Origin of the sequence: Herbiconiux sp. VKM Ac-1786 (assembly GCF_015350805.1) — a bacterium.
Taxonomy (GTDB): Bacteria; Actinomycetota; Actinomycetes; order Actinomycetales; family Microbacteriaceae; genus Herbiconiux.
Window position 1 is genome coordinate 2,006,291 of the sequence record NZ_JADKSG010000001.1, and the last position, 26,551, is coordinate 2,032,841.

Annotated in this window: 15 protein-coding genes; 13 read left to right on the top strand and 2 right to left on the bottom strand. The window is 71.1% G+C overall.

Annotated features, from left to right (window positions below):
- The first annotated feature begins 54 nt into the window (after positions 1–54).
- The 9 genes from ITJ64_RS09835 to ITJ64_RS09875 all read left to right on the top strand — a co-directional run bounded on the left by ITJ64_RS09835 (position 55) and on the right by ITJ64_RS09875 (position 19,888).
- On the top strand, positions 55–972 hold the full coding sequence (locus tag ITJ64_RS09835; RefSeq protein ID WP_173182611.1) for a carbohydrate ABC transporter permease: 918 nt from the start codon (positions 55–57) through the stop codon (positions 970–972).
- The gene (locus tag ITJ64_RS09840) at positions 969–1,901 is read left to right on the top strand and encodes a carbohydrate ABC transporter permease (protein ID WP_194680442.1); all 933 of its coding nucleotides are present in this window, start codon (positions 969–971) and stop codon (positions 1,899–1,901) included. The genes ITJ64_RS09835 and ITJ64_RS09840 overlap by 4 nt, the downstream gene beginning before the upstream one ends.
- Positions 1,898–3,868: a glycoside hydrolase family 127 protein gene (locus ITJ64_RS09845; protein ID WP_370545122.1), complete on the top strand. Its 1,971-nt coding sequence runs from the start codon at positions 1,898–1,900 to the stop codon at positions 3,866–3,868. The genes ITJ64_RS09840 and ITJ64_RS09845 overlap by 4 nt, the downstream gene beginning before the upstream one ends.
- A 97-nt stretch (positions 3,869–3,965) precedes the next feature.
- On the top strand, positions 3,966–9,092 hold the full coding sequence (locus ITJ64_RS09850; protein WP_194680444.1) for a cell wall-binding repeat-containing protein: 5,127 nt from the start codon (positions 3,966–3,968) through the stop codon (positions 9,090–9,092).
- A 14-nt stretch (positions 9,093–9,106) separates the two neighbouring features.
- Positions 9,107–12,784: a cell wall-binding repeat-containing protein gene (locus ITJ64_RS09855; RefSeq protein ID WP_194680445.1), complete on the top strand. Its 3,678-nt coding sequence runs from the start codon at positions 9,107–9,109 to the stop codon at positions 12,782–12,784.
- On the top strand, positions 12,781–15,810 hold the full coding sequence (locus ITJ64_RS09860) for a cell wall-binding repeat-containing protein (RefSeq protein WP_194680446.1): 3,030 nt from the start codon (positions 12,781–12,783) through the stop codon (positions 15,808–15,810). Before ITJ64_RS09855 ends, ITJ64_RS09860 begins: the two co-directional genes overlap by 4 nt.
- 189 nt (positions 15,811–15,999) lie before the next feature.
- Positions 16,000–17,367: a cystathionine beta-synthase gene (locus ITJ64_RS09865; protein ID WP_194680447.1), complete on the top strand. Its 1,368-nt coding sequence runs from the start codon at positions 16,000–16,002 to the stop codon at positions 17,365–17,367.
- A gap of 38 nt (positions 17,368–17,405) precedes the next feature.
- Positions 17,406–18,563: a cystathionine gamma-synthase gene (locus tag ITJ64_RS09870; RefSeq protein ID WP_194680448.1), complete on the top strand. Its 1,158-nt coding sequence runs from the start codon at positions 17,406–17,408 to the stop codon at positions 18,561–18,563.
- 11 nt (positions 18,564–18,574) lie between these two features.
- Positions 18,575–19,888, top strand: coding sequence for an FAD-binding protein (locus ITJ64_RS09875; protein ID WP_194680449.1), 1,314 nt, complete (start codon positions 18,575–18,577; stop codon positions 19,886–19,888).
- Between the two features lie 100 nt (positions 19,889–19,988).
- Here ITJ64_RS09875 and ITJ64_RS09880 read toward each other — a convergent pair whose 3' ends face one another.
- Together ITJ64_RS09880 and ITJ64_RS09885 are read right to left on the bottom strand one after the other, a co-directional pair.
- The gene (locus ITJ64_RS09880; protein WP_370545123.1) at positions 19,989–21,785 is read right to left on the bottom strand and encodes a M1 family metallopeptidase; all 1,797 of its coding nucleotides are present in this window, start codon (positions 21,783–21,785) and stop codon (positions 19,989–19,991) included.
- 13 nt (positions 21,786–21,798) lie between these two features.
- Positions 21,799–22,803 (bottom strand): DMT family transporter, encoded by a 1,005-nt coding sequence (locus ITJ64_RS09885; protein WP_194680450.1) that lies wholly within the window; start codon positions 22,801–22,803, stop codon positions 21,799–21,801.
- Positions 22,804–22,842: 39 nt separating this feature from the next.
- Between ITJ64_RS09885 and ITJ64_RS09890 the strand changes: the two genes are divergently transcribed.
- From ITJ64_RS09890 to nrdE, 4 genes are all read left to right on the top strand, one after another.
- A complete protein-coding gene (locus tag ITJ64_RS09890) occupies positions 22,843–23,349 on the top strand; it encodes a MarR family winged helix-turn-helix transcriptional regulator (RefSeq protein WP_194680451.1) in 507 nt (168 codons plus the stop codon).
- Between the two features lie 320 nt (positions 23,350–23,669).
- Positions 23,670–23,909, top strand: a complete 240-nt coding sequence (nrdH, locus tag ITJ64_RS09895) for a glutaredoxin-like protein NrdH (RefSeq protein ID WP_194680452.1) — start codon at positions 23,670–23,672, stop codon at positions 23,907–23,909.
- 73 nt (positions 23,910–23,982) lie between these two features.
- A complete protein-coding gene (nrdI, locus tag ITJ64_RS09900) occupies positions 23,983–24,387 on the top strand; it encodes a class Ib ribonucleoside-diphosphate reductase assembly flavoprotein NrdI (RefSeq protein ID WP_194680453.1) in 405 nt (134 codons plus the stop codon).
- Complete coding sequence (gene nrdE, locus ITJ64_RS09905) at positions 24,372–26,519, top strand: class 1b ribonucleoside-diphosphate reductase subunit alpha (protein WP_370545124.1); 2,148 nt, start codon at positions 24,372–24,374, stop codon at positions 26,517–26,519. The genes nrdI and nrdE overlap by 16 nt, the downstream gene beginning before the upstream one ends.
- Positions 26,520–26,551: the final 32 nt, after the last annotated feature.

Genomic DNA, 26,551 nt, shown 5'->3' on the forward strand with positions numbered 1-26,551 from the left:
CCGGTCGCGGGCCCCGAAGCCCCGGCCTGACACCGAAATACCGAAAGGCGCTCCATGTCGAGCAATGCCATCAAGACCCGCACCGCCCCGGTGCGCCGGCGCAGCGCGCAGCAGCGCGCCGAGGGCTGGCGGGGCTGGCTGTTCGCCGCCCCGACGGCGGTCATCGTCGTCGTGCTGTTCGTCGTGCCGCTGCTGCTGGTGTTCCAGATGTCGGCCAGCGACTGGCCGCTGCTCGGCGGCAACAAGGGCCTGAACGTGCCCGAGAACTTCACCGACGCCGTCGCCAACCGCTTCTTCTGGAACGCCGTCGGCTTCACGCTCCTCTATACGGTGATCACCACGGTCATCCTGCTGGGGCTCGCCCTCGGCCTCGCCCTGCTGGTGCAGGAGTCGACGCGGTGGAAGGGGTTCCTGCGCACGGCGATCCTCATCCCCAGTGCGCTCGGCCTCGCATCCGCCTCGCTGCTGTTCTACGTGCTCTACTCGCCGATCGCCGGCCCGTTCGCGGGGCTGATGAACGACCTCGGCTTCACCTTCCTCGGCACGCCCGAGGGGGCGCTCTGGTCGACGGTGTTCCTGATCGTCTGGCGCTACGCCGGCTTCTACATGCTGCTGATGCTGGTGGGCCTGCAGGCGATCCCCGACGAGGTCTACGAGGCCGCGCGCATCGACGGCGCGAGCCGCTGGCAGACCTTCCGCTCGGTGACCGTGCCGCTTTTGAAGCCCACCATCGCGATGACGATGGTGCTCTGCATCACCGGCTCGCTGCTGGCGTTCGAGCAGTTCTACATCCTCACCAAGGGCGGGCCCGACAACAGCACCATCACCGTGGTGCAGCTGATCTACTCCGTCGCCTTCCAGGGCCCCAACAACCTCGGTGTCGCCGCCGCCCTCTCGGTGATCGTGCTGGCGGCGCTCGTGGTCATCAACATCGCGCAGATCCGCGTGTTCAACGACAAGGAGCCGAAATGAGCGTCCAGTCGCTTCCGACCAGCAACACGACCAGCAGCAGCACCACCGGCCCCGCCACGGCCGGTGAGCCCGCCCCGCTGCCCCCGAAGCGCCGACGTCAGGGCAGCCGCATCGGCGGCATCGCCCTGCGCACGCCGTTCTGGGTGCTCTCCGGCGGCCTCGCGATCGTCTTCCTCTACCCGCTGATCTGGGCCGGGGTGTCGTCGTTCGCGCCGCTCGCCGGCACCAACCAGACCGACGGCTGGGGCATCGGCAACTACATCACCCTGGCGAACTACCAGGCCGGCATCTGGACCTACATCGGCAACTCGCTGTTCGTCTCGCTGCTGACCGTGGTGCTGACGCTCGTGACGTCGCTGCTCGGCGGCTACGCCTTCGCCCGCTTCCGCTTCCCGGGCAAGAACGCGCTGTTCCTCGCGACCCTCGCCATCCTGATGGTGCCGTACGCGTCGCTGCTCATCCCGCTCTACGTGCTGCTGAACATGATCGGCCTGTCGAACTCCCTCGTCGGCGTCTCGCTCGTGCTGACCATGCTGCAGCTGCCGTTCTCGACCTTTCTCATGCGGGTCTCGTTCGAGGCGGTGCCGAAAGAGCTCGACGAGGCCGCGATGGTCGACGGATGCTCGCGCTTCAGTGCTCTCTGGAGGGTGCTCATCCCCGCAGTGAAGCCGGGCATGATCACCGTCGGTCTGTTCGCCTTCCTGGCGGCGTGGAACGACTTCCTCGCCCCGCTGATCCTCATCAACGACTCCGACAAGATGACGCTGCCGCTCGCGATCTCCAACCTCCGCGGGCAGGTGCAGGGCGTCGTCGACTACGGCGCCACCGAGGCGGGAGTCGTCGTGCTCGCCCTGCCGTGCGTCGTGCTGTTCCTCGTTCTCCAACGTCACTACGTGCGCGGCTTCCTGTCCGGCGCCTTCAAAGGATGATCATGACCCTCATCGACCCCGCGGGCCGCACCATCGCCCGCTCAGACCGTCGCGCCGTCGTGGCGCCCGTGGTGCCGGCCTCCTCGGCCCTCGTGCCTCTCGGCGTGGGAGAGGTGCGCCTGACGGGCGGCTTCTGGGCCGCGCGTCAGGACGTGAACGCGGCCAACACCCTGCCCCACATCGAGCACTGGCTCGAGCGGGAGGGCTGGCTCGCCAACTTCGACCTCGCCGCCGCCGGCACCCTGCCCGAGGGGCGCCGGGGCCGCGAGTTCAGCGACTCGGAGGTCTACAAGTACCTGGAGGCCCTCGCCTGGGAGATCGGCCGCCGCCCCGACGCCGCGCTCGAGACCCGCTTCCGGGCGGTCGTCGACCGCATCGCCGCGGCCCAGGAGGCCGACGGCTACCTGAACACGCGCTTCGGCCGCCCCGGTCAGGAGCCGCGCTGGTCACAGCTCGAGTGGGGCCACGAGCTCTACTGCGCCGGGCACCTGTTCCAGGCCGCAGTGGCCCGGGCGCGCACCGCGCCGGGCGCCGACGACGGCCTGCTGGGCATCGCGACGCGGGTCGCCGATCTCGTCTGCGACGTGTTCGGGGAGCAGGGCATCCGCTCGGTCTGCGGCCACGCCGAGGTCGAGACCGCCCTGGTCGAGCTCGGCCGCGTCACGGGGGAGCCCCGCTACACCGAGCAGGCCCGCCTGTTCGTGGAGCGCCGCGGGCACCAGGTGCTGAAGGACATCGAGTACGGCCGCTCCTACTTCCAGGACGACATCCCCGTGCGGGAGGCCGACGTGATGCGCGGCCACGCCGTGCGGGCGAACTACCTCGCGAGCGGCGCCGCCGATGTGGCGAGCGAGCTCGGCGACGACGAGCTGCAGCAGGCGCTCCGGCGCCAGTGGCTGAACACCATCGCCCGCCGCACCTACGTCACCGGCGGCCAGGGCTCGCACCACCAGGACGAGGGCTTCGGCGAGGACTTCGAGCTGCCCAGCGACCGGGCCTACTCCGAGACCTGCGCGGGCATCGCCTCGATCCAGTTCAGCTGGCGGATGCTCCTGGCGGAGCCCGATCCCGCGTACGCCGACCTGATCGAGCGGACGCTCTACAACGTGCTCGCCACGTCGCCGTCGGAGGACGGCCGGGCGTTCTACTACGCCAACACCCTGCAGCAGCGGGTGCCCGGGGCGGTGGCGGACGTCGAGGAGGCGTCGCTGCGCGCATCCGCCTCTCTGCGCGCGCCCTGGTTCGAGGTGTCGTGCTGCCCACCGAACATCGCCCGCACGCTGGCGAGCCTCGACAGCTACGTGGCGACCCGGGACGCGCACGGCGTGCAGCTGCACCAGTACGCGCCGGCGGTCATCCGCACCCGGCTCGAGGACGGCGAGGAGATCGCGCTGACCGTGCAGACGGAGTACCCGGCCACCGGGCGCGTCACCGTGACGATCGACGCCGACGCGTCGCGCACCTGGACCCTCTCGCTGCGCGTGCCGGCCTGGGCCGAGGGCGCCGAGCTCTCCATCGACCCGGCCGACGGCACCACCGATCGCGAGCAGCGCACCGTGCCGCCCGGCACCGCCGAGGTCACGCGGGCCTTCCGGGCCGGCGACACGATCACGCTCCAGCTGCCGATGGCGCCGCGCTTCGTGCACCCCGATCCGCGGATCGACGGCGTGCGGGGATCGGTCGCGGTCGCCCGCGGCCCCGAGGTGCTCGCGCTCGAGTCGGTCGACCTGCCCGCCGGGATCGACGACGTGGCCGACGTGGCGCTCGACGCCTCGATCGCGCCGGTCGTGCGCGACGGCGAGGTGCTCGTCACGCTGCGGCCCCGCCGCGTGCCCGAGGCGCCGTTCCCGTACACGCCCGCCCCCGGCGCCGAGCTCGGCGACCCGGTCGCGGTGCGGCTGGTGCCCTACCACGACTGGGCCGAGCGCGGCCCCTCCACGATGCGCATCTGGCTGCCGACCACGTAGCCGACGACCCCGCCGGGCGCGGTTCCGACACCGCGCCCGGCCCTGCAGCACCACGAGCACCACGAGCACCATCTGATCACTCGACGATGAGGAGACCATGACCATGTCCAGACCCCGCCCCCGGTCGGCATCCGCCGCCCGCACGACCGTCGCCGGGCTGGTGACGGCCGCGGTCATCACCGGCGCCCTGGCCTCGCCCGCCGCCGCCGCGCCGAACGCCGATCTCGGCTATCCGGTGTTCACCGGCTCGGCGAACCCGGTGCCGGACACCGGCGTCGCCTACGACTCCCGCAACGAGCTCGGCGCCATCTTCGACGCCGACGTCGCGGCCGGTGCGGGCAGCTCGCCCGACTCCGATTTCTGGTTCGACCGGATGCTCGTGCGCACCGGCACCGACGGCAGCTTCGGTGACGAGAACCAGTGGATGTTCTCCCGCGGCAAGTCCGTGTTCATGAAGACCCACGACCCCTCGGTGCTCGGCTTCGGTGGCGACGTCGCCTACTGGGAGTCGATCGACGGACGCGGCGCCTACACGATCACGGTCACGGTCGACGGCCAGCCGCTCACCCTCACCGAGGCGACCGACCAGCGCAAGCAGACCCCGAGCTACTGGCGGAGCGTGTTCACCACCTCCGACGCCGAGCTCACCGTGGTCGAGACGAAGTACATCACCGACGGTAACGTCGCCGTGACCGGCGTCGAGCTGCGCTCGAGCGGGGGCGCCAAGAGCGTCACGCTGGGTGCCTCCTCGCCGTACACCACCGTCACTGAGGGCGACGAGCTGACCGGAGTGGTGAAGGCGCTGAACGACGTCACCACCGTCTACCCGCGATTCTCGGGCGACGGCATGACGGTCGCCGACGGCGCCCTCACCGGTGCGGTCGAGGTGCCGGCCGGCGGCAGCGCCACCACGAAGGTGCAGCTCGGCTTCGTCACCCCCGAGACCGAGACCTCGCGCACCGAGTACGACGCGTACCGGGCCGCCGACGCGGCCTCGGCCTACACGACCCACGTCACGGCCTACAACGCGTGGTGGGCCGACAACGTGCCCTACCTCGACACCCCCGAGGACAACATCGACAAGACGCTCTACTACCGCTGGTGGCTGATGCGGTTCAACTTCCTCGACGCCGACGCACCCGGCAACACGTTCCAGTTCCCCACCGCGGTCGAAGGCTCGCTGGGCTACAACAACGCCATCGTGCTCACCTCGGGCATGTTCATCGACGACTTGAAGTACTTCCGCGACCCGGCCTACGCCTACGGCACCTGGGTCTCGGCCGGCGAGGCTGCGAAGAGCTACAAGTTCGTCGACAACCCCGGCGACCCCGCCAACTGGAGCAACAGCTACACCCAGTACATCTCCGACGCGGCCTGGCGCTCCTACCAGCTGCACGGCGGGCCGACGCCCATCGCCGAGAGCCTCGGCACCTACGCCGCCAACGACGTCGAGGGGCTGATCGACGCCTACGACACCGACGACAGCGGGCTGATCGACTACAACTGGGCCGCGATGACGGGCAACGACGCCGACGCGGTGTCGTTCGACGAGCGCCCGGGCGCCTCGATGGACCGCACCGAGAACGCCTACCTCTACGCCAACGCGCTCGCCGCGGCCTCGGCCTTCGACGCCGCCGGCGACACCGCGAAGGCGGAGGAGATGCGCCAGTTCGCCGCCGACATCAAGTCCAAGGTGCTCGAGCTGCTCTGGGACGACGACGCGAACCTGTTCAAGCACCGCTTCACGAGCGACGGCCAGCTGGCGAAGTGGAAGGAGACGAACAACTTCTACCCGTTCTCGGTGGGACTCGTGCCCAAGAAGGGCGACGCCGATCACGCCGACGACTACGAGGACGCCCTGCGCCTGTTCGCCGACGACGGTCAGTACCCGATCTTCCCGTTCTTCACCGCGAACCAGGCCGACAAGGCCGAGGCCGCGGCGGAGGGCTTCCCCGGCAGCAACAACTTCTCGGTCATCAACTCGACCGTGCTGTTCCGGCTGTTCTCCTCGGTGCTCCGCGACTACGACACCGACGCGATCACCCCGGAGTCGTACAAGAAGCTGCTCTACTGGAACGCCTGGGCGCACTACCAGAACGGCGGCGACAACCGTCTGCCCGACCAGAACGAGTTCTGGGCCGGCGGCTCGGCCGACCCCGCGAAGATCGACTACCGCTCGTGGATCCACCACACCATCCTGGGTGCGACGAACTTCACGATGATCGAGGACACGATGGGGCTGCGCTCCCGGGACGACGCCAAGATCGAGCTCGACCCGATCGACATCGGCTGGGACCACTTCACCGCGAACAACATCCGGTTCCGCGACCACGACCTCACCATCACCTGGGACGCCCCCGGCGGTGAGCGCCACTACGGCGACGACGTGCCAGAGGGCTACTCCGTCTTCCTCGACGGGAAGCTCGCCTTCACGGTCGACTCGCTCTCGCACGTGGTCTACGACCCGGCCACCGGTGACGTGACCGTCGATGACGGCACGGCCGTGCTGAGCTCGGTCGCCTCGTCGGTCAAGCAGGCCAACGAGGTCGCGTACACCGCGGACGACCGGGTGACCGACATCTTCGCCAAGGCCGGCAAGGAGATCGACGCGGCCAGCGCCTCGTCCGAGAACCTCGCCGCAGGCGCCGACGTGACGGCCTCGTTCGAGGCGGACGGCCGCCCGGCCGCCGCCGCGGTGAACGGCACGACGATCAACGAGCCCTTCTGGGGCACGGCCGGGTCGCCGAACGCGAGTGACACGCTGACCGTCGACCTCGGTGCGGCGAAGACCGTCGACGACGTGCGGCTGTACTTCTACCAGAGCTCCAGCACCGCCACGGTGCAGGGCTACTCCGAACCGCAGAACTACCTCGTCGAGTACGACGACGGCGGCACCTGGAAGCCGGTCGCTTCCCAGGCGCGCACCCCGCAGTACCCGACGGCGAACTACAACCGGGTGCAGTTCCCGGCGGTCACGACCGACAAGCTCCGCGTCACCGTGGTGCACGCACCGGGGATGAAGACGGGACTGAAGGAGGTCGAGGCCTTCGCCACCGGCATCGCGGCGCCCGCGGCGAGCAACGTCGCCCCGTTCGTCGACGCCTACGTCGACGTGAAGGGCTCCGTGCCCGGTCAGACGAAGCTCGTCGGGACGGTGAAGGACGACGGCCTCCCGGGCGACGCCCTCACCTCCGGATGGAGCGTCGTGAGCGCACCGGAGGGCGGCGAGGCGATCTTCGCCGACCCGGCCTCGGCCAGCACCACCGCGAGCTTCACGGTCGAGGGCGAGTACGTGCTGCGGCTCAGCGGCAGCGACGGCGTGCTCTCGGCCGAGAAGGACGTCACCGTGCAGGGCGGTCTGGCCGCCGGAGGCGTGAACGTGGCTCCCGCCGGAACCCCGACGGCCTCGTACACCTCCCCCTGGACGAACATCGACGCCGTCAAGGACGGGACGTCGATGTTCACCGGCGGGTCGAACGACATGCTCTGGGGCACCTGGTCGGGCGAGCGCCCGGAGAGCCAGTGGCTGCAGTACGACTGGTCGGAGCCGCAGCGCATCGACAAGGTCGACCTCTCGTTCTGGCGCGACCAGGACGGTGACGACGTCGGAGACGGTGTCGCCGTGCCGAAGAGCTGGAAGCTCGAGGCGTGGGACGGCTCGGCCTGGGTCGAGGTCTCGAACCCGTCCGGCTACGGCCGCGAGGGCGACGCGGTGAACTCGGTCACCTTCGACCAGGTCACCACCACGAAGCTCCGCGCCACCTTCGCCGCCTCGTCGAACGGCACCACCTACGCCGGAGTCGGCGTGAGCGAGTTCCAGGTGTTCGTCGTGGCGCCCGTCTCGCTCGACCCGGTCGCGGTGCGCACCTCGGTCGGCACCGTGCCCGAGCTGCCCGCCACGGTCACCGGCGTCTACGCCGACGGCTCGCGGGCCGAGCTCGCGGTCAGCTGGCCCGCCATCGACCCCGCGAAGGTCGCCGGCGAGGGCAGCTTCACGGTGACCGGTGTGGTCACTGGAGCATCCCTCCCCGCCAGCGCCACGGTGTGGGTGCGGGCGACGCCTCCCGGTCAGATCACCACCGTCGATGCGGTGGCGGTCTCGACCCCGGCCGGCCGGGCACCCAGCCTGCCGACGACCGTGACCGTGCAGTACAACGACGGATCGCGCCAGAGCGGCGTCGCCGTCGAGTGGGCGGCCATCGACCCGGCGCAGTACGCCGCTCCCGGCAGCTTCACGGTGTCGGGCACGGTCGACGGCTCGCCGCTCGGCGCCACCGCGACCGTGACCGTGACGGGAACGGGCCCCGGCCCCGACCCGACCGGCCCGTCGGTCGACCGCATCGCGGGCGCCGACCGCTACGAGGTGTCGGCGGCGACGTCGGCGGCCGGGTTCCCCTCCGGTTCCTCCACCGTGTATGTCGCGTCGGGTCAGGCGTTCCCGGATGCCCTCTCGGCAGCCCCGGCGGCGACCATCGCCGGTGCACCGGTGCTGCTCACCCTCGGTGACCGCATCCCGGCACCCGTGCTGGCCGAACTGAAGCGGCTGGACCCGTCGAAGATCGTCATCGTCGGCGGAACCGACGCGATCGGCACGAAGGTCGAGACCGAGCTCGGCACGATCGGCGACGTCACCCGCATCGGTGGCGCCGACCGGTTCGCCGCATCGCGGAGCGTCGCCGAGGCGGCCTTCCCCGAGGGCGCCGAGGTGGCGGTGCTCGCCACCGGCCGCACCTTCCCCGACGCCCTGTCGGCGGGAGCTGCGGTCAAGGGCACCGGCCCGGTCATCCTGATCGACGGCACGGCCTCCTCGCTCGACAGCGCCACCACGGCGCTGCTGACGAAGCTGGGCGTGAAGACGATCGTGATCGCCGGTGGAACCGATGCGGTCTCGGCCGGTGTCGAGACCGCCGCGGCGAAGCTCGCCACGGCCACCCGCCTCGGCGGCGAGGACCGGTACGCGTCCTCCCGGGCGATCAACGAGTTCTTCGTCGAGAAGGCCGACCGGGTCGTGCTGGCCACCGGAGCGAACTTCCCCGACGCCCTCTCGGGCTCGGCGTTCGCCCCCGCGGTGGATGCGCCGCTGTTCACGGTGCAGGGCGACTGCATCCCGGCCGACACGCTGACGCAGATCACCGCGCTCGGCGCGAAGCAGGTCACCCTGCTCGGCGGCACGACGGTGCTCTCCCCGGCCGTCGAGTCCCTCACCGCCTGCCCGGCCGAGTGACCCGGCCCGCGAGCATGACGACCACGCAGATCCGGCCCGCCGCCCGCACCTCGGTGCGGCGGGCCGCAGCCCTCCTGACCGTGGGCGCCGTGCTCGCGGGCTCCGCCGTCCTGGCCGGCGCGGCGACCGCCGCGCGGGCCGAGACGGTCAACCCGATCCTCTCCGACGGCTCGTACTACTCCGCCGACCCGGCCACCCTGGTCGACGGTGACACGCTCTACGTCTTCGCTGGCCGCGACGAGGCGGGCCCGACCCAGAACGACTTCGTGATGAACGAGTGGCAGACGTTCTCGACGACCGACGTCGACTCCGGTGTGTGGCAGCACACCCCCGACGTGATGCGACCGGAGGAGGCCTTCGCCTGGGCGACGCCCGGCCGGGCCTACGCCGGCCAGGCCGTCACAGGCGCCGACGGACGGTACTACTGGTACGTGCCGGTGGCCCAGCGCGACCCCGGCAGCGCCGACGCCTTCGCCATCGGCGTCGCCGTCGCCGACAGCCCCGCGGGACCGTGGAGCGACGCCCTCGGCGCCCCGCTGATCTCGCAGAAGATCCTGGGCAACGACATCCAGAACATCGACCCGACGATCCTCACCGACGACGACGGGCGGGTGTACCTCTACTGGGGCACCTTCGGCCAGATGCGCGCGGTCGAGCTCGACCCCGGGATGACCTCGCTGATCGGCGAGCCGATCACGGTCACCGGCACCGACGGCTTCTTCGAGGCGCCCTGGATCTTCAAGCGCGGCGAGACCTACTACCTCGCCTACGCGGCGAACGACGTGGGCCCGAACTGCACCGAGGCCGTGTACCACGCGTGCATCTCCTATGCCACGAGCCCCGGGCCGATGGGTCCGTGGAGCTACGCCGGCCGGGTGCTCGCCCCGGTCTCCTCGACCACCAGCCATCCGGCGATCACCGAGTTCGACGGCCGGTGGTACATCGTCTACCACACGGCCGACGCCGTGGGCGGAAACCACTTCCGCCGCTCGGTCGCCATCGACGAGCTGAACTGGGACGACTCGGTCAGCCCCGCCCGCATCGAGGAGGTCGTGCAGACCCCTGTGAAGCAGATCGACCGCACCCCGCGGGCGAACATCGCGCCGTGGGCCACGGCCTCCGCGTCGAACCAGCCCGTGCCCGCGCAGTACTGGATCCGGGCCCTGAACGACGAGCTCGTGCGCCCCAACCCGCTGCCGCCGGACATGTGGGGCAACTACTCCGGCGACCGTCCCGAATCGGAGTGGCTGCAGTACGACTGGGCCGAGCCCCGCCGCATCGACTCGAGCACCGTCGACTTCTGGCGCGACTCCGAGCCGGGCTCCGGCGACGGGGTCTCGAACCCGGCCTCCTGGCTGCTGCAGTACCGCGACGCCTCCGGCGACTGGATCGACGTCGCCGACCCGAGCGGCTACGGCACCTCGACCGACGAGCCGCAGAGCGTGAGCTTCGCCCCGGTCACCACCACGGGCATCCGGCTCGCCCTGCAGGCGTCACCGGGCGACGGCACCTTCTCGGGCCTCGCCGTCGAGGAGTGGGAGGTGGGGGCCGCGCAGCCCACCGGCTACCGGCCGGTCTCGGTCACGACCGCCGCCGGCGCGCTGCCCGAGCTGCCCGCGACCGTGACGCTCGACCGGGCCGACGGCAGCACGTCGACGACGCCCGTGCTCTGGGACGACATCGACCCCGTGGACGTCTCACGCCCCGGCACCTTCTCGGTGCAGGGCTTCGCCGAGGGCTACGCCGCCGGGGAGGTGACCGCCGCGATCACGGTCACGGGCGACACCGTGCCCGGTGAGGACACCATCGCACCCGAGGTCGTGCTCGCTCCGACGAGCGCGGTTCCGGCGTCGGGCTGGTTCCGCACGGCGACCACCGTGCGCGCCTCGGCCACCGACGACCGCGACCTCCGCCTGCGTGTCGAGGTGCGGGTCGACGGCGGCGCCTGGACGGCCACCGACAACACGCGCATCGTCGACGTGCCCGTCTCCGACGACGGCGACACCCTGGTCGAGGCGAGGGCGACGGATGCGGCGGGCAACGTCTCGGCCGAGACCGCGCTCACCGTGCGGCTCGACCGCGCGGCGCCGGTGGTCACGCCGGCGGTCGAGCTGTCCGCCCGCCGGGTCTCGCTCAGCGCGAGCGACGCCGGATCGGGGGTGGCCTCGCTCGAGGTCTCCCTCGGCGACCGCGCCTCGTGGGCGCCGTACACCGAGCCCGTGGTGGCCGACGCCGCCCGCACCGAGGTGCACTACCGGGCGACGGATGCCGCGGGCAACGTCTCGGCGACGCAGTCGGTGACCATCCCGGCCGCCGACAGCACCCCGCTCGAGGGCGACATCGCCGGCCTCGCCACCGCCACCGCCTCGTACTCGTCACCGTGGACCCAGGTCTCCTGGGTCAACGACGGCGACGCCTCGGCCGAGGCGCCGGGCTGGGGCACCTGGCCCGAGGTGGGGGAGCAGTGGGTGCAGCTGGAGTGGCCGCGGCTGGTCGACGTCGATCGTGCCGACGTGAGCTTCTTCACCGACCAGGACGAGTCGGCGGGCGCCGGGGTGATCGTGCCGCGCAGCTGGCGGGTGCAGTACTTCGACATCGCCGCGAACGACTGGCGCGACGTCGAGGCGGCGGGGGAGTACGGCCGGGATCGGGTCGCCCCCAACAGCATCGCGTTCGATCGCGTGAGCACCGACCGGCTGCGCGTCGTGATGCAGGCGTGGGGCGCGGAGCCGACGCAGGGGTCGTCCGGCCTCCGCGAGGTGCAGGTGTTCGCCGCGGCGCCGGTGTCGACGGCGGTCGACCGGATCGCGGGCGACGATCGGTACGAGGTGTCGGCGGCGACGTCGGCGGCCGGGTTCCCGTCCGGGGCTTCGACCGTGTATGTCGCGTCGGGTCAGGCGTTCCCGGATGCCCTCTCGGCAGCCCCGGCGGCGACCATCGCCGGTGCGCCCGTGCTGCTCACCCTCGGTGACCGCATCCCGGCACCCGTGCTGGCCGAACTGAAGCGGCTGGACCCGTCGAAGATCGTCATCGTCGGCGGCACGAACGCCGTCGGTGCAGCGGTCGAGAAGGAGCTCGAGGGGTTGGCCGATGTCACCCGCGTCGGTGGTGCCGACCGGTTCGCCGTGTCGCTGAGCATCGCCGAGACGGCGTTCCCCGACGGGGCAGACCGTGTCGTGCTCGCCACGGGCCGCACCTTCCCCGACGCGCTCTCCGCGGGCGCAGCGGTCGACGGGAAGGCCCCGGTCATCCTGATCGACGGCGCCGCGACGTCCCTCGACAGCGCCACCAAGGCGCTGCTCGCGAAGCTGGGCGCGAAGGACGTGGTGATCGTCGGCGGCACCGACGCGATCACCGCAGCCCTCGCGGAGGACGTGGCGAAGGTCGCCGCGGTCACCCGCCTGGCCGGTGAGGACCGGTTCGCGTCATCCAGGGCGATCAACGAGTTCTTCTTCGAGAAGGCCGACCGGGTCGTGCTGGCCACGGGAGCGAACTTCCCCGACGCCCTCTCGGGCTCGGCGTTCGCCCCGGCCGTGGATGCGCCGCTGTTCACGGTGCAGACCGACTGCATCCCGGCCGAGACCCTGACGCAGATCACCGCGCTCGGCGCCACGCAGGTCACCCTGCTCGGCGGCACGACGGTGCTCTCCCCGGCCGTCGAGTCGCTGACCGCCTGCCCGGCCGGCCGATGAGGACCCTCGCCGGGCTCGTGCTCGCCGTCGCGCTGGTGGGCGCGAACACGGTGGGCGCGAGCCCGGCCGAGGCCGGCCCGGTCGAAGCGGCCGCGGCGGCCGCAGTCACGGCGACCGACGAGCTCTGGACGCCGCTGACCGAGGTCGGGCCGGGCGATCCGCTCGTCGAGCCCGAGGGGGCGGCGCCGTTCCGCCTCGACGTGGGCGGCCTGTCCGCTCTGCTGCAGGGCAGCCGCGACCGACGCGCGGCCGCGGCGCCCACCGAGCTCGAACTGCCCGACCCGAACGGGCGGCTCGTGCGCTTCGCGGTGCAGCCGCTGACGGTGATGGAGCCGGAGCTGGCGGCCGCGCATCCGGAGATCGTCGCCGTCGCCGGCCGCGGCATCGACGACCCGGGCCTGAGCGTGCGGGCCGACCTCTCGCCGCTCGGCCTGCACGCCTCGGTGCGCAGCGCCGACGGATCGACCACGGCCTGGTACCTCGACCCCGCGCTGCGCGGCGACGCGTCGACCTCGGTGTCGTACCCGGCGGGCGCCCTGCGCGACGACCGGTCGTCGCTCGCCGAGCCCGAAGCCCCCCAGGCGGTCGAAGCCCCCCAGGCGGTCGAACCCGACGCGATCGCGCCGGAGACCGACGCCGCCCCCGGCGCCGACGTCCCGCTCCGCACCGTGCGCGTCGCCTTCGCCAGCGACCCGAGCTTCGCCGCGTTCTACGGCAGCGATGCCGTGCTGGCCGCGAAGGTCTCGATCCTCACGCGCATCGGCGGGGTGGTCAACGACGACCTCGGCGTGCACCTGACCGTCGCCGACGGCACCGACCGGCTGAACTTCGACACCGTCGAGAAGGCCGAGGCCGCCGGCTACACCGCCCCGGCCCTCGCCACCTGCGGCCAGGCGAGCCTCGATCAGAACAGCGCCGCGATCGAGCGCCTGCTCGGGGTCGACGGCTACGACGTCGGCCATCTGCTGCTCGGGGTCGCCGGTGGTGGCCTGGCGGGCTACGCCGAGGTCGGGCTGCCCTTCGTCAAGGGCGGCGGATGCACGGGCGACCCGAACCCGGTCGGCGACGGCTTCGCCATCGACTATGTGGCGCACGAGCTCGGCCACCAGTTCGGCGGCAGCCACACCTTCAACGCCTGCGGCGGCAGCAGCGGCGCGACCGCGGTGGAGCCCGGCTCCGGCTCGACGATCATGGCCTACGCCGGCATCTGCGGCGCGAACGACCTGCAGCCGCACAGCGACCCCTACTTCTCCCAGGCCAGCATCGCCGAGATCCAGCGCACGCTCGCGCGCCTGCCCGCCACGGCCTCCGGCAACCGCGCGCCGGTCGTCACCGCACCGGCCGACCGCGAGCTGCCGCTGCAGACCCCCTTCACCCTCGTCGCCGACGGCTCCGACCCCGACGGCGACCCGGTGGGCTACCTCTGGGAGCAGAACGACGTCGGCGACCCCGACCGCGCCCTCTCCGACGGCGCCAAGACGGCCGGGCCGCTCGTGCGCGTCTTCGGCCGCTACGCCGCCGTCGGGTCCGACGCGACCCGGCAGTACTCCTCGCCGGGCGAGAACCTGCTCGGCGCCGATCCGGGCCGCACGATCCCCGACCTCGAGCAGATCCTCGCGGGCGACACCACCGCCGAGACCGGCACCTGCGACCCCGCGCTGACGGGCCTCGCCGCGCTCGAGTGCGCCTCGGAGTCGCTGCCGACCGCGGACTACCTCGACGACGGCGCCCTCGACTTCCGGGTGACCGCGCGCGATCAGAACCCGGCCGGCGGCGGCGTCTCGCACGACGACGTGCGGCTCACCCTCGCCCGCGACGCCGGCCCGTTCCTCGTGACGAGCCAGGGCGACGCCACCGAGGTGCTGCGCGGGGGAGCGGCGACCGACGTCACCTGGGCCGTCAACGGCACCGACCGCGCCGGCCTCGCCCCGACCGTGCGCATCCGGCTGTCGACCGACGGCGGCCGCCGCTTCGACACGGTGCTCGCCGAGGAGACCGCGAACGACGGCAGCGCGACGGTGACGGTGCCGAACATCGCGAGCACCGCGGTGCGCATCCGCGTCGAGGCCGTCGACAACTACTTCTTCGACCTCTCCGACGCCGACGTGACCATCGCCGCCGTGCCCCGCGTCGACCCCGCCGTCGACCGCATCGGCGGGTCCGACCGCTTCGCCGTCTCGGCCGCCGTCTCCCGCGAGTCCTTCCCCGACGGTGCCGAGACCGTCTACGTGGCCTCGGGAGCGGTCTTCCCCGACGCCCTCTCGGCGGCTCCGGCGGCGGCGCGGGCGGGAGCGCCGGTGCTGCTCACCCGTCCCGAGGGGCTGCCGGATGCGGTGGCCGCCGAGATCGCGCGCCTCGACCCCGCGCGGGTCGTCGTCGTGGGCGGCCCGCTCAGCGTGGGAACGGTCGTCGCCGAGCAGCTCGCCGCCACGGGCGCGGAGGTGACCCGAATCGGCGGACCCGACCGCTTCGCCGTCTCGCGGAGCGTCGCCGAGGCGGCGTTCCCCGACGGCGCCTCGACCGCCGTGCTGGCCACCGGCACCGACTTCCCCGACGCCCTGTCGGCCGGAGCCGCCGTCGCCGGGCAGAGCCCCGTGCTGCTCGTCGACGGCCGCGCGGGGTCGCTCGACGCCGCCACCCGGGCCGTGCTCGGGCGCCTCGGCGTCACCCGCCTCGTCGTCGTGGGCGGCGAGCTCTCGGTCTCCGCAGCGCTCGCGGCCGACGCGAGCGGCCTCGCGCCCGTCACCCGGCTCGGCGGCACCGATCGCTACGCCACGTCGATCGCCGTGACCGAGCACTTCTTCGCCGCGGCCGACCGGGTGCTGCTCGCCACCGGACGCACCTTCCCCGACGCCCTCTCGGGCTCGCCGCTCGGCCTCCCCGTGCTCGTCGTGCCCCCGGACTGCCTGCCCGGCGCGACCCGCTCCGCGATCGGTGCCCTCGGCGCGACCCGCATCACCCTGCTCGGCGGGGAGGCCGGTCTCGGCGCCGGTGTGGAGCGCCTGGACGTCTGCCCCTCACCCTGACGCTCCCGCCTCCCGCGCCGTGCCATGGGCTACAGTGGAGGGGTGTTCGTGAATCTCCTCTGTTGTCGTCGCTGAGCGACGACCTCCTCCGCAGACCAGGTTCGTCACAGCCCCGAAGCCGCCGCTCACCAGCGCGCGCCGTGCGAATCTGAGCACGTAGCGGCTGCGAGCCCCATCAAGGACACAGCAATGAAGTACGCGAACAGCGTCATCGACCTCGTCGGCAACACCCCGCTCGTGAAGCTCAACAGCGTCACCGAGGGCATCCGGGCCACCGTGCTCGCGAAGGTCGAGTACCTCAACCCCGGCGGCTCGTCGAAGGACCGCATCGCCACCCGCATCATCGACGCGGCCGAGCGCGACGGCTTGCTGAAGCCGGGCGGCACGATCGTCGAGCCCACCTCGGGCAACACCGGCATCGGTCTGGCGCTCGTGGCCCAGCAGCGCGGCTACCGCTGCGTGTTCGTGCTGCCCGACAAGGTCGGCGAGGACAAGCGCAACGTGCTCACCGCCTACGGCGCCGAGATCGTGGTCACCCCGACGGCCGTCGCGCCGGAAGACCCCGACTCCTACTACTCGGTGTCCGACCGCCTGGCCCGCGAGATCCCCGGCGCGTTCAAGCCGAACCAGTACTCCAACCAGAACGGTCCGCTCAGCCACTACGAGACCACCGGCCCCGAGATCTGGCGCGACACCGAGGGGCAGATCACCCACTTCGTCGCGGGCGTCGGCACCGGCGGCACGATCAGCGGCGTCGGCCGGTACCTCAAGGAGGTCTCCGGGGGAGCCGTGCAGATCATCGGCGCCGACCCCGAGGGCTCGGTCTACTCCGGCGGCACCGGGCGCCCCTACCTCGTGGAGGGCGTCGGCGAGGACTTCTGGCCCACCGCCTACGACGGCTCGGTCGTCGACCGCATCATCGCCGCGAGCGACGCCACCTCCTTCGAGCTGACCCGCCGCCTCGCCCGCGAGGAGGGCCTGCTCGTCGGCGGCTCGAGCGGCCTGGCGGTTGCGGCGGCCCTCGAGGCGGCCCGCGAGCTGCCCGCCGAGGCGGTCGTCGTGGTGCTGCTCCCCGACGGCGGCCGCGGCTACCTGGGCAAGATCTTCAACGAGAAGTGGATGCGCAGCTACGGCTTCACGAACTCCCCCGCCGGGTCGACCGTGCGTGACATCGTCAAGGGCAAGAGCGGGGAGCTGCCCGCGCTCGTGCACGCGCATCCGGCCGACACCGTGCACGACGTGATCGAGATCATGGCCACCTACGGGGTGTCGCAGCTGCCCGTGCTCTCGGCCGAGCCGCCCGTCGTGATGGGTGAGGTCGTCGGGTCGCTCGACGAGCAGAGCCTGCTCGACCAGGTCTTCGGCGGTCACGCCAGCATGACCGACACCGTCGCGGGACTCGTCGCCCCCGCGCTTCCCCTGATCGGTGCGAACGAGCCGGTCTCGGCCGCCCGTCAGGCCCTCACCCAGTCCAGCGCGCTGCTGGTCTCCGACGACGGCAAGCCCGTCTCGGTGATCACCCGCCAGGACCTGCTCACCTTCCTCGCCGAGGCGTGAGCCCTCTTCCCCGTCTTCCCCGCAAGTAAGGAGCCATCATGGCCAAGAACACCGACGCGTTCGAGACGCGCGCCATCCACGCCGGCCAGGAGTTCGACCCGACCACCGGCGCCATCATCCCTCCCGTCTACATGACCTCCACCTACGTGCAGGACGGCATCGGCGGCTTCCGCAACGGCTACGAGTACTCCCGCGGCGGCAACCCCACGCGCACCTCGCTCGAGACGCTGCTCGCCTCGCTCGAGGGCGCCAAGCACGGCCTCTCGTTCGCCTCGGGCCTCGCCGCCGAGGACGCGCTGCTGCGCGCCCTGCTCGAGCCGGGCGACCGCATCGTGCTCGGCAACGACGTCTACGGCGGAACCCACCGTCTGATCGAGCGCATCCACGGCAAGTGGGGCGTCGAGAACGTCGTCGTCGAGATGAGCGACCTCTCCGCCGTGTCGAAGGCCGTCGCCGGCGGCAGGACGAAGCTGCTCTGGCTCGAGACGCCGTCGAACCCGCTGATGAAGATCAGCGACGTCGCCGAGCTGGCCGAGATCGGTCACGCGGCCGGCGCCCTCGTGGTGGTCGACAACACCTTCGCCTCGCCCTACCTGCAGCAGCCGCTCACCCTCGGCGCCGACATCGTCGTGCACTCGACCACCAAGTACCTCGGCGGTCACTCCGACGTGCTCGGCGGCGCCGTGGTGCTGAACGACGACGCGCTCGAGGAGAAGATCCGCTTCCTGCAGTTCGCCTCCGGCGGGGTGAGCGGGCCGATGGATGCGTGGCTCACCGTTCGCGGCATCAAGACGCTCGCCGTGCGGATGGACCGGCACTCGGCCAATGCGCAGGCCATCGCCGAGCACCTGGTCGGGCATCCGGCCCTGGAGAGCGTGTACTACCCGGGCCTTCCCGACCACCCCGGCCACGAGCTGGCGAAGCGGCAGATGAAGTCGTTCGGCGGCATGATCTCGCTGGCGCTGAAGGGCGGACCGAAGGCGGCGCGCAAGTTCGCCGAGTCGACCACCGTGTTCCAGCTGGCCGAGTCGCTCGGCGGCGTGGAGTCGCTGATCGGCTACCCGTCCGAGATGACGCACGCGTCGGTCAAGGGCACGGCGCTCGAGGTGCCCGAGAACGTCATCCGCCTGTCGGTGGGCATCGAGTCGGTCGACGACCTGATCGCCGACCTCGACCGCGCGCTGCCGCGGCGCTGAGCGGGGCGGGAATGAGCGCGGTCGGGCCGAACTGGGCCGGAAGCTACGAGTACGGGGCTTCAGCCCTGCTGCACCCCACCTCGCTCGACGAGCTCGTGTCGCTCGTGACGGCGTCGCCGCGGCTGCGGGCGCTCGGCTCGCGCCACTCCTTCAACGACGTGGCCGACAGCCCGGGCGTGCTCGTCTCGGTCGACGCGCTGTTCGGCGACGACGAGCTCGTGCTCTCGGAGTCGGACCGCACGGTGACCGTCGGCGCGGCCACCCGTTTCGCGTCGCTCGCGGCGTTCCTCGAGCCGCGCGGCTGGGCGCTGCACAACCTCGGATCGCTGCCGCACATCTCCATCGGCGGCGCCATCGCGACCGGCACGCACGGCTCGGGCGTCGGCAACGGAAGCCTGTCCACCGCGGTCGCCGCCCTCGAGTACGTCGACGGCACGGGATCGCTCGTGCGCATCGCGCGCGGCGACGAGGGCTTCGAGGGCTCGGTCGTGGCGCTGGGGGCGCTCGGCATCGTCACGCGGGTGACGCTCGACATCCAGCCGAGCTATCAGATGCGGCAGGACATCTTCGTCGACCTCTCGTGGGAGGCCGCGCTCGACGGCTTCGACGAGATCATGGCCGCCGCGTACAGCGTGAGCCTGTTCGGTGACTGGGGCGATGCCGGGTTCAAGCAGGCGTGGGTGAAGACCCGGCTCGACGGCGTCGGTTCCGGTGCGGGGTCGCCGTCGGTGTCTTCTCCCGCTTCTGCGCCGTTCGCCTACGTCGACTCGTTCTTCGGGGCGCGGCCGGCCGGCTCCAAGGTGATGTCGCCCGCGGGCGATGACCTCGACAACACCACCGTGCAGGGTGGCGTGCCCGGGCCGTGGTCGGAGCGGCTGCCGCACTTCCGCGCCGACGTCACGCCGAGCGCGGGCGACGAGATCCAGACCGAGTACTTCGTCTCCCGAGCGGATGCGCGAGCCGCCCTCCTGGCCGTGCGGGCCCTCGGCGACCGCCTCCGCCCCCATCTGCTCGTGACGGAGCTGCGCACGATCGCTGCAGACGCCCTCTGGCTCAGCCCGGCCTTCGGACGCGACAGCCTCGCCATCCACTTCACCTGGAAGTCGCACCCGGCCGAGGTTCGCGCGCTGCTGCCGACGCTCGAGGCGGCGCTCGCCCCCTTCGACGTGCGGCCCCACTGGGGCAAATGGTTCGCGCTCGGCGCGGCGCAGCTCGCGCCGAAGTACGACCACCTGGCCGACTTCGCGGCCCTCGCGGACTCGCGCGACCCCGCCCACCGCTTCCGCAACCCCTACCTCACCCGCGTCCTGGGCCTCCCGTCCTGACCCACCCCTCGCCCCTGGCGGGGTAGCGCAAAGGGCCCTTCCCCCCGCGGGGAAGGGCCCTTTGTGCGACCGCGTCGCGCTCCGGGGCGCGGGAGTGGGGTCAGCCCAGGGCGGGCTTGCCCGCGGTGTAGATCCAGGTGTCGAAGAAGGCCGTGAGGTTCTCGCCCGAGACCTGCTCGGCGTAGGCGACGAACTGCTCGGTCGAGACCGCGGTGCCCGCGTGCTCGGTGGCCCAGCCCTTCAGGATGGCGAAGAAGTCGGCGTCGCCCACCTCGGTGCGGAGCGCCTGCAGCGTCATGCCGCCGCGGTCGTAGACCGCGCCGTCGAAGATGCCGGCCGCCCCGGGATCGGCGACGACGGTCTGCCAGAACGGCGAGCTAGCGTCGCGACGGTCGTAGGCCGCCTGGAACGCCTCCTGCGTGCTCGGCCCGCCGTGCTCGGCCGCCCACAGCCACTCGGCGTAGGTGGCGAAGCCCTCGTTCAGCCAGATGTCCGACCAGCGCTGCATCGACAGGCTGTCGCCGTACCACTGGTGCGCCAGCTCGTGCACGACCACGCTCGGGTCGGCGTCGGCCGGGAACGCCCACGCCGGGTAGATCGGCCGGGTCTGGTTCTCGAGCGCGTAGGGCAGGTCGTCTTGCACGGTCTCACCCGACTCGGGGTCGACGTGCTCGCCGATGTACCCGATGGCCAGGCCGCCGGCCTCGGTGAACGGGTAGGCGCCGAAGTACTGCGAGAGGAACGAGATGACCTCGGGCTCGCTCTCGAAGATCGACTTCGCCACGTCGCCCACCTTGACGCCGGGCGCCCCGTCGACGTCGCGCTGGAACAGCGTCGGGTCGATCGCGTCGTAGTAGGTGATGCCGTCGGCGCCGGTCTCGCCCGTGACCGTGTAGTCGCCGAGGGTCGCGGTGGCGAGATAGGTGGCCATCGGCTCCTCCATCTCCCAGTCGAACGTCGTCTGCCCGTTCGCGGTGCTCTGGCCGGCCAGCCGGCCGTTGCCGATCACCTGCAGCCCCTCGGGAACCGTCATTCGGGTCGAGAAGGTCGCCTTGTCGGAGGGGTGGTCGTTCGACGGGAACCAGGTGGCCGCGACGCGGGGCTGCCCGACGATCACGGCGCCCGTGGGGGTGCCGAACACGCCGGCCGGGCCGAACGCGTCGGAGACCTCGATGGGCACTCCGCTGTAGGCGACCGTCGTGGTGACGGTCGCGCCCTCGGCGAGGCCGCTCAGCGGGATGACGGTGAGCTCGGTGCGCGGAGGCGTGGCGTCGCCGCCCTCGTCGCCGTCGACCCGGGGCTGCCCGGTGACGTCGCTGATCTGCGTGGACGCCAGGCTCCAGTCGGCGGCCTGGCCGTTCACCGTGACGGCCGAGATGGTGATGGAGTCGGTGCCGTCGACCGCCCGGGTGTCGAAGTCGAGGTTGAACGCCGAGAGGTTCTGGGTGGCCACCGCGGTGACCGTCGCCGTGCCCGAGAGCACGTCGGTGTCGGGGGCGTAGGCGAGGTCGAGGTCGTAGTGCTGCACGTCGTAGCCGCCGTTGCCGTCGAGCGGGAAGTAGGCGTCGCCGATGCCGGCCGCGCCGGGCTGGTAGTCGACGGGGGAGGGCGTGGCCGTCGGCGTGATGATCGGCGCCGGGGTGCTCGGCATGGGCGACGGCGTGGAACCGGGAGGGCACGGAGCCGCGGCGCTCGCCGGAGCCGGCGCGAAGCCGCCGGAGGCGACGAGGGCGAGCACGAGCAGCGGGATCGCCGCGAATGCCGCCGTCTTCGCACGGCCGGCACGGCGCCCGAGCAGCAGCCAGGCGGCTGTTCCCCCGCCGATGGCGAGGAGCCCCAGGGCCAGCAGCAGCGGCCAGGACTCGAAACCGGTGGCGGCAAGCACACAACTCGTCACGGACGACCTCATCTCAGTTCGGTGACGCGACCCTATCCGACGCCGCATCGCCCGCGCCACCCGACGGGACATCCCGTCTCATACCTTTAACACGAGCCCCCCTGTGCAGGAGAGGACGCTGCCCGAGCAGCACCCCGGCGAGCACCAGCAGGGTGCCCACCGCCTGCGCCGGCCCGAACGCCTCCCCGGCCAGCAGCGTGCCGAGCAGCACTCCCGTGACCGGGTTGAGCAGCCCGATCAGCCCCACCGATCCGGCCGGCAGCCGGCGCAGCCCGGTGAACCAGGCGGCGAAGGCGAGCGCCGTGGCCACGAGCGAGACGTAGCCGAACCCCGCGAGAGCGGGCCCGTCGAGCCGTGGCGGCGCGCCCTCCAGCAGCAGGGCGAACGGCAGCACCGCGAGCCCTCCCGCGACCAGCTGCCACGAGGTGAGCGAGAGCACCCGGATGCCCCCGCCCCACTTCTTCGTCAGCACGAACCCCACCGACGACATCGCCATCGCGCCGAGAGACGCCGCGACCCCGAACCCGAGCTGCCCGCCCGCGCCGGCCCCGCCGCCGGCGCCGGACCCGACACCGGTGGCCGCCGCGCCACCGGACACCCCGACGGCGGCGCCGCCCAGCATCAGCACCACCCCGCCGATGCCGACGACGGCCCCGACGAGGCCCGCGGCCCGTGGCCGCTCCCCGAGCAGCGGCCACGCCACGAGCATCAGCACCCCCGCCGAGGACGCCATCAGCGTCGACGCGGTGCTGGTCGGCAGCAGCTGCGAGGCCGCGTAGATCAGCACGAAGAACGCGCCCACGTTGAGCACGCCGAGCACGGCCGCCTTCCACCACCAGTCGCCGCGCGGCCGCTCCCGCATGACGGCCAGCAGCACGAGCCCGGCCGGCAGCGCCCGCAGCACCGCGCCCCAGAGCGGCACGTCCTCGGGCAGGAACCACCGCGTCACGAAGTAGTTCGATCCCCACGCGATCGGCGCGACGGCCGTCAGCAGCATCCAGCGCCAGTTAGCTTCCATGGAAGCGACTATAGCTTCCTGGGAAGCTATAGTCGAGACATGGCCAGCCCCGAACCCGCCGCCGACCGAGTCGCCGAGATCCAGGCGGAGTGGCGCCGCGAGCGTCCCGACCTCGACGTCGCGCCGCAGGGGGTGATCGGGCGCGTCCACCGTCTGGCCGCGCACCTCACCGCCGAGCTGGTCGAGGTCTACGCGCGCTACGGGCTGGGGGAGGGGGAGTTCGACGTGCTCGCGACCCTCCGGCGCTCGGGCGGCGCCTTCGAGCTGGCCCCGAGCGAGCTCGCCGGGCACACCATGGTCACCACGGGCGCCATGACGAAGCGCCTCGACCGGCTCGAGGCGGCCGGGTTCGTGGTGCGGCGCGCGGCGGGCGGGGACGGGCGCCGGCGCGTGGTGGCGCTGACCGCGTCCGGCGTGGCGCTGATCGACGAGGCCTTCGCGGCCCACATGGCGAACGAGGCGCGACTCCTGGCCGGGCTGCCGGCGGCCGACCGGGCCGCGCTGGAGCGCATCCTGTCGCACTGGCTGCACGAGCTGGGCCTCTAGGGCGCGACACGCCGAACGTGTTCGATGTCGGTGGCCGAAGTTATCCTCAGGCCATCGGATGCGCTGTCTCCACAGGCGGGGTCGAAGTGGCGTCTTTTCGCGGCAGAGGCTGTGGAGGAGTAGTCGTGAAAGCTGTGCACAGATGTGGACAGCCTGTGGATAATTACACGGGTGTAACACTTCATCTAGGGGTGCTCGCCTGGCGGAGCAACTAGATGTAGTATTGAAGTCCCGGGTCGGGGAGCGCGTCAGAACGGCGCGAACAGCCCGCAGAATCACAGATCTTCCCGTTTTCATCGTTCGAGAAAGGTGCAGCACCTATGGCAATCACGGTCTACACGAAGCCCTCCTGTGTCCAGTGCACAGCCACGTACCGCGCCCTCGAGAACAAGGGTCTCGAGTTCGAGATCTTCGACCTCTCGGTCGACGAGAAGGCCCTCGAGACCGTCAAGGAGCTCGGCTACCTGCAGGCTCCGGTCGTCATGACCGACGACGGCGACCACTGGTCGGGCTTCCGCCCCGACAAGATCGCCGAGCTGGCCAGCCGCGCCGCCGTCTAGTCCCATCGAGATCGGCCAGATCATCCAGACGGGCCAGATCATCGAGACCGGCCAGATCAGCGCAGGTCGCCCGGTGTCCACCGATCTCATCTACTTCTCGAGCGTCTCGGGCAACACCCGCCGGTTCGTCGAGGGGCTGGGGCGTCCCGCCTCCCGCATCCCCCTCTACGCCCGCGAAGAGCGACTGAAGGCCACGGAGCCGTACGTGCTCGTGCTCCCCACCTACGGAGGTGGGGAGACGGGCGGTGCCGTTCCCAAGCAGGTCATCCAGTTCCTCAACGACGAGGAGAACAGAGGCCTGATCCGCGGCGTCATCGCCGCCGGCAACACCAACTTCGGCGAGGCCTACTGCCTTGCGGGCGACATCGTCGCGCGCAAGTGCAAGGTCCCGCTCCTCTATCGATTCGAAGTATTCGGAACACCGGATGACCGTGAGGCCGTCCAGATTGGATTGGACAGACTGTGGAAGCAACTCTGATCGACGCACCGACGGCGGCGCCGGCGCTCGACTACCACTCGCTCAACGCGATGCTGAACCTCTATGACGAGAACGGACTGATCCAGTTCGACAAGGACAAAGAGGCGGCGAAGCAGTACTTCCTGCAGCACGTCAACCAGAACACGGTCTTCTTCCACAACCTGAAGGAGCGCCTCGACTACCTGGTCGAGAAGGAGTACTACGAGCAGGCCGTGCTCGACCAGTACTCGTTCGAGTTCATCCAGCAGCTCAACGACCTCGCCTACTCGAAGAAGTTCCGCTTCGACACCTTCCTCGGCGCGTTCAAGTACTACACGAGCTACACGCTGAAGACCTTCGACGGCAAGCGCTACCTCGAGCGCTTCGAGGACCGCGTGGTCATGACCGCCCTCGGCCTCGCCCAGGGCGACGAGACGCTCGCCACCAACCTCGTCGAGGAGATCATCGGCGGCCGCTTCCAGCCGGCCACCCCCACCTTCCTCAACACGGGCAAGGCCCAGCGCGGCGAGCTCGTCTCCTGCTTCCTCCTCCGCATCGAAGACAACATGGAGTCGATCGCCCGTGGCATCAACTCGGCGCTGCAGCTCTCCAAGCGCGGCGGCGGCGTCGCCCTGCTGCTGTCGAACATCCGTGAGGCCGGCGCGCCGATCAAGCAGATCGAGAACCAGTCCTCGGGCATCATCCCCGTGATGAAGCTCCTCGAAGACAGCTTCAGCTACGCCAACCAGCTCGGTGCCCGTCAGGGTGCGGGTGCCGTCTACCTGAGCGCGCACCACCCCGACATCATGAAGTTCCTCGACACCAAGCGCGAGAACGCCGACGAGAAGATCCGCATCAAGACGCTGTCCCTCGGCGTCGTGGTGCCCGACATCACGTTCGAGCTCGCCAAGAACGACGAGGACATGTACCTCTTCTCGCCCTACGACGTCGAGAAGGTCTACGGTCTGCCCTTCGGCGACATCTCGGTGACCGAGAAGTACCGCGAGATGGTCGACGACCCGCGCATCCGCAAGACCAAGATCAAGGCCCGCGAGTTCTTCCAGACCCTCGCCGAGATCCAGTTCGAGTCGGGCTACCCGTACATCATGTACGAAGACACCGTCAACAAGGCGAACCCCATCAAGGGCCGCATCAACATGTCGAACCTGTGCTCGGAGATCCTCCAGGTCAACACGCCGACGACCTACAACGAAGACCTCTCCTACGCCGAGATCGGCAAGGACATCTCGTGCAACCTGGGCTCGCTGAACATCGCGCTGACCATGGACTCGCCCGACTTCGGCACCACGGTCGAGACCGCCATCCGCGGCCTCACCTCGGTGTCGAACCAGTCGCACATCGCCTCGGTGCGCTCCATCGAGACCGGCAACGACCGCTCGCACGCCATCGGCCTCGGCCAGATGAACCTGCACGGCTACCTCGCCCGCGAGCGCGTCTACTACGGCTCGGAGGAGGGTGTCGACTTCACGAACATCTACTTCTACACCGTGCTCTTCCACGCGCTGCGGGCCTCGAACAACATCGCCATCGAGCGCGGCGAGAAGTTCGACGGTTTCGACGACTCGACCTACGCCTCCGGTGAGTTCTTCGACAAGTACACCGACGAGGCGTGGGTGCCGGCGACGGCCCGTGTCGCCGAGCTGTTCGGGACCTCGAACGTGCGCATCCCCACGCAGGACGACTGGCGTGCGCTGAAGGCCTCCATCCAGGCCCACGGCATCTACAACCAGAACCTGCAGGCGGTGCCGCCCACCGGCTCGATCTCGTACATCAACAACTCGACGTCGTCCATCCACCCGGTGGCGTCGAAGATCGAGATCCGCAAGGAGGGCAAGATCGGGCGCGTGTACTACCCGGCGCCGTTCCTCACGAACGACAACCTCGAGTACTACGACGACGCCTACGAGATCGGCGCCGAGAAGATCATCGACACCTACGCCGCGGCCACGCAGCACGTCGACCAGGGCCTCTCGCTGACCCTGTTCTTCAAGGACACCGCGACCACGCGCGACATCAACAAGGCGCAGATCTACGCGTGGCGCAAGGGCATCAAGACGATCTACTACATCCGCCTGCGTCAGCTCGCCCTCGAGGGCACCGAGATCGACGGCTGCGTCTCGTGCATGCTGTGATGATCGTCGCCACGACAACCCGAAGGACTCTC

What these genes read in the sequence shown, in the direction of transcription:
- ITJ64_RS09870 (WP_194680448.1), top strand. Translation starts at nt 17,406, where the DNA reads ATGGCCAAGAACACCGACGCGTTCGAGACGCGCGCCATCCACGCCGGC.
- ITJ64_RS09890 (WP_194680451.1), top strand. Translation starts at nt 22,843, where the DNA reads ATGGCCAGCCCCGAACCCGCCGCCGACCGAGTCGCCGAGATCCAGGCG.
- ITJ64_RS09860 (WP_194680446.1), top strand. Translation starts at nt 12,781, where the DNA reads ATGAGGACCCTCGCCGGGCTCGTGCTCGCCGTCGCGCTGGTGGGCGCG.
- ITJ64_RS09840 (WP_194680442.1), top strand. Translation starts at nt 969, where the DNA reads ATGAGCGTCCAGTCGCTTCCGACCAGCAACACGACCAGCAGCAGCACC.
- ITJ64_RS09845 (WP_370545122.1), top strand. Translation starts at nt 1,898, where the DNA reads ATGATCATGACCCTCATCGACCCCGCGGGCCGCACCATCGCCCGCTCA.
- ITJ64_RS09875 (WP_194680449.1), top strand. Translation starts at nt 18,575, where the DNA reads ATGAGCGCGGTCGGGCCGAACTGGGCCGGAAGCTACGAGTACGGGGCT.
- nrdH (WP_194680452.1), top strand. Translation starts at nt 23,670, where the DNA reads ATGGCAATCACGGTCTACACGAAGCCCTCCTGTGTCCAGTGCACAGCC.
- ITJ64_RS09850 (WP_194680444.1), top strand. Translation starts at nt 3,966, where the DNA reads ATGACCATGTCCAGACCCCGCCCCCGGTCGGCATCCGCCGCCCGCACG.
- ITJ64_RS09835 (WP_173182611.1), top strand. Translation starts at nt 55, where the DNA reads ATGTCGAGCAATGCCATCAAGACCCGCACCGCCCCGGTGCGCCGGCGC.
- ITJ64_RS09865 (WP_194680447.1), top strand. Translation starts at nt 16,000, where the DNA reads ATGAAGTACGCGAACAGCGTCATCGACCTCGTCGGCAACACCCCGCTC.
- ITJ64_RS09855 (WP_194680445.1), top strand. Translation starts at nt 9,107, where the DNA reads ATGACGACCACGCAGATCCGGCCCGCCGCCCGCACCTCGGTGCGGCGG.
- ITJ64_RS09885 (WP_194680450.1), bottom strand. Translation starts at nt 22,803, where the DNA reads ATGGAAGCTAACTGGCGCTGGATGCTGCTGACGGCCGTCGCGCCGATC.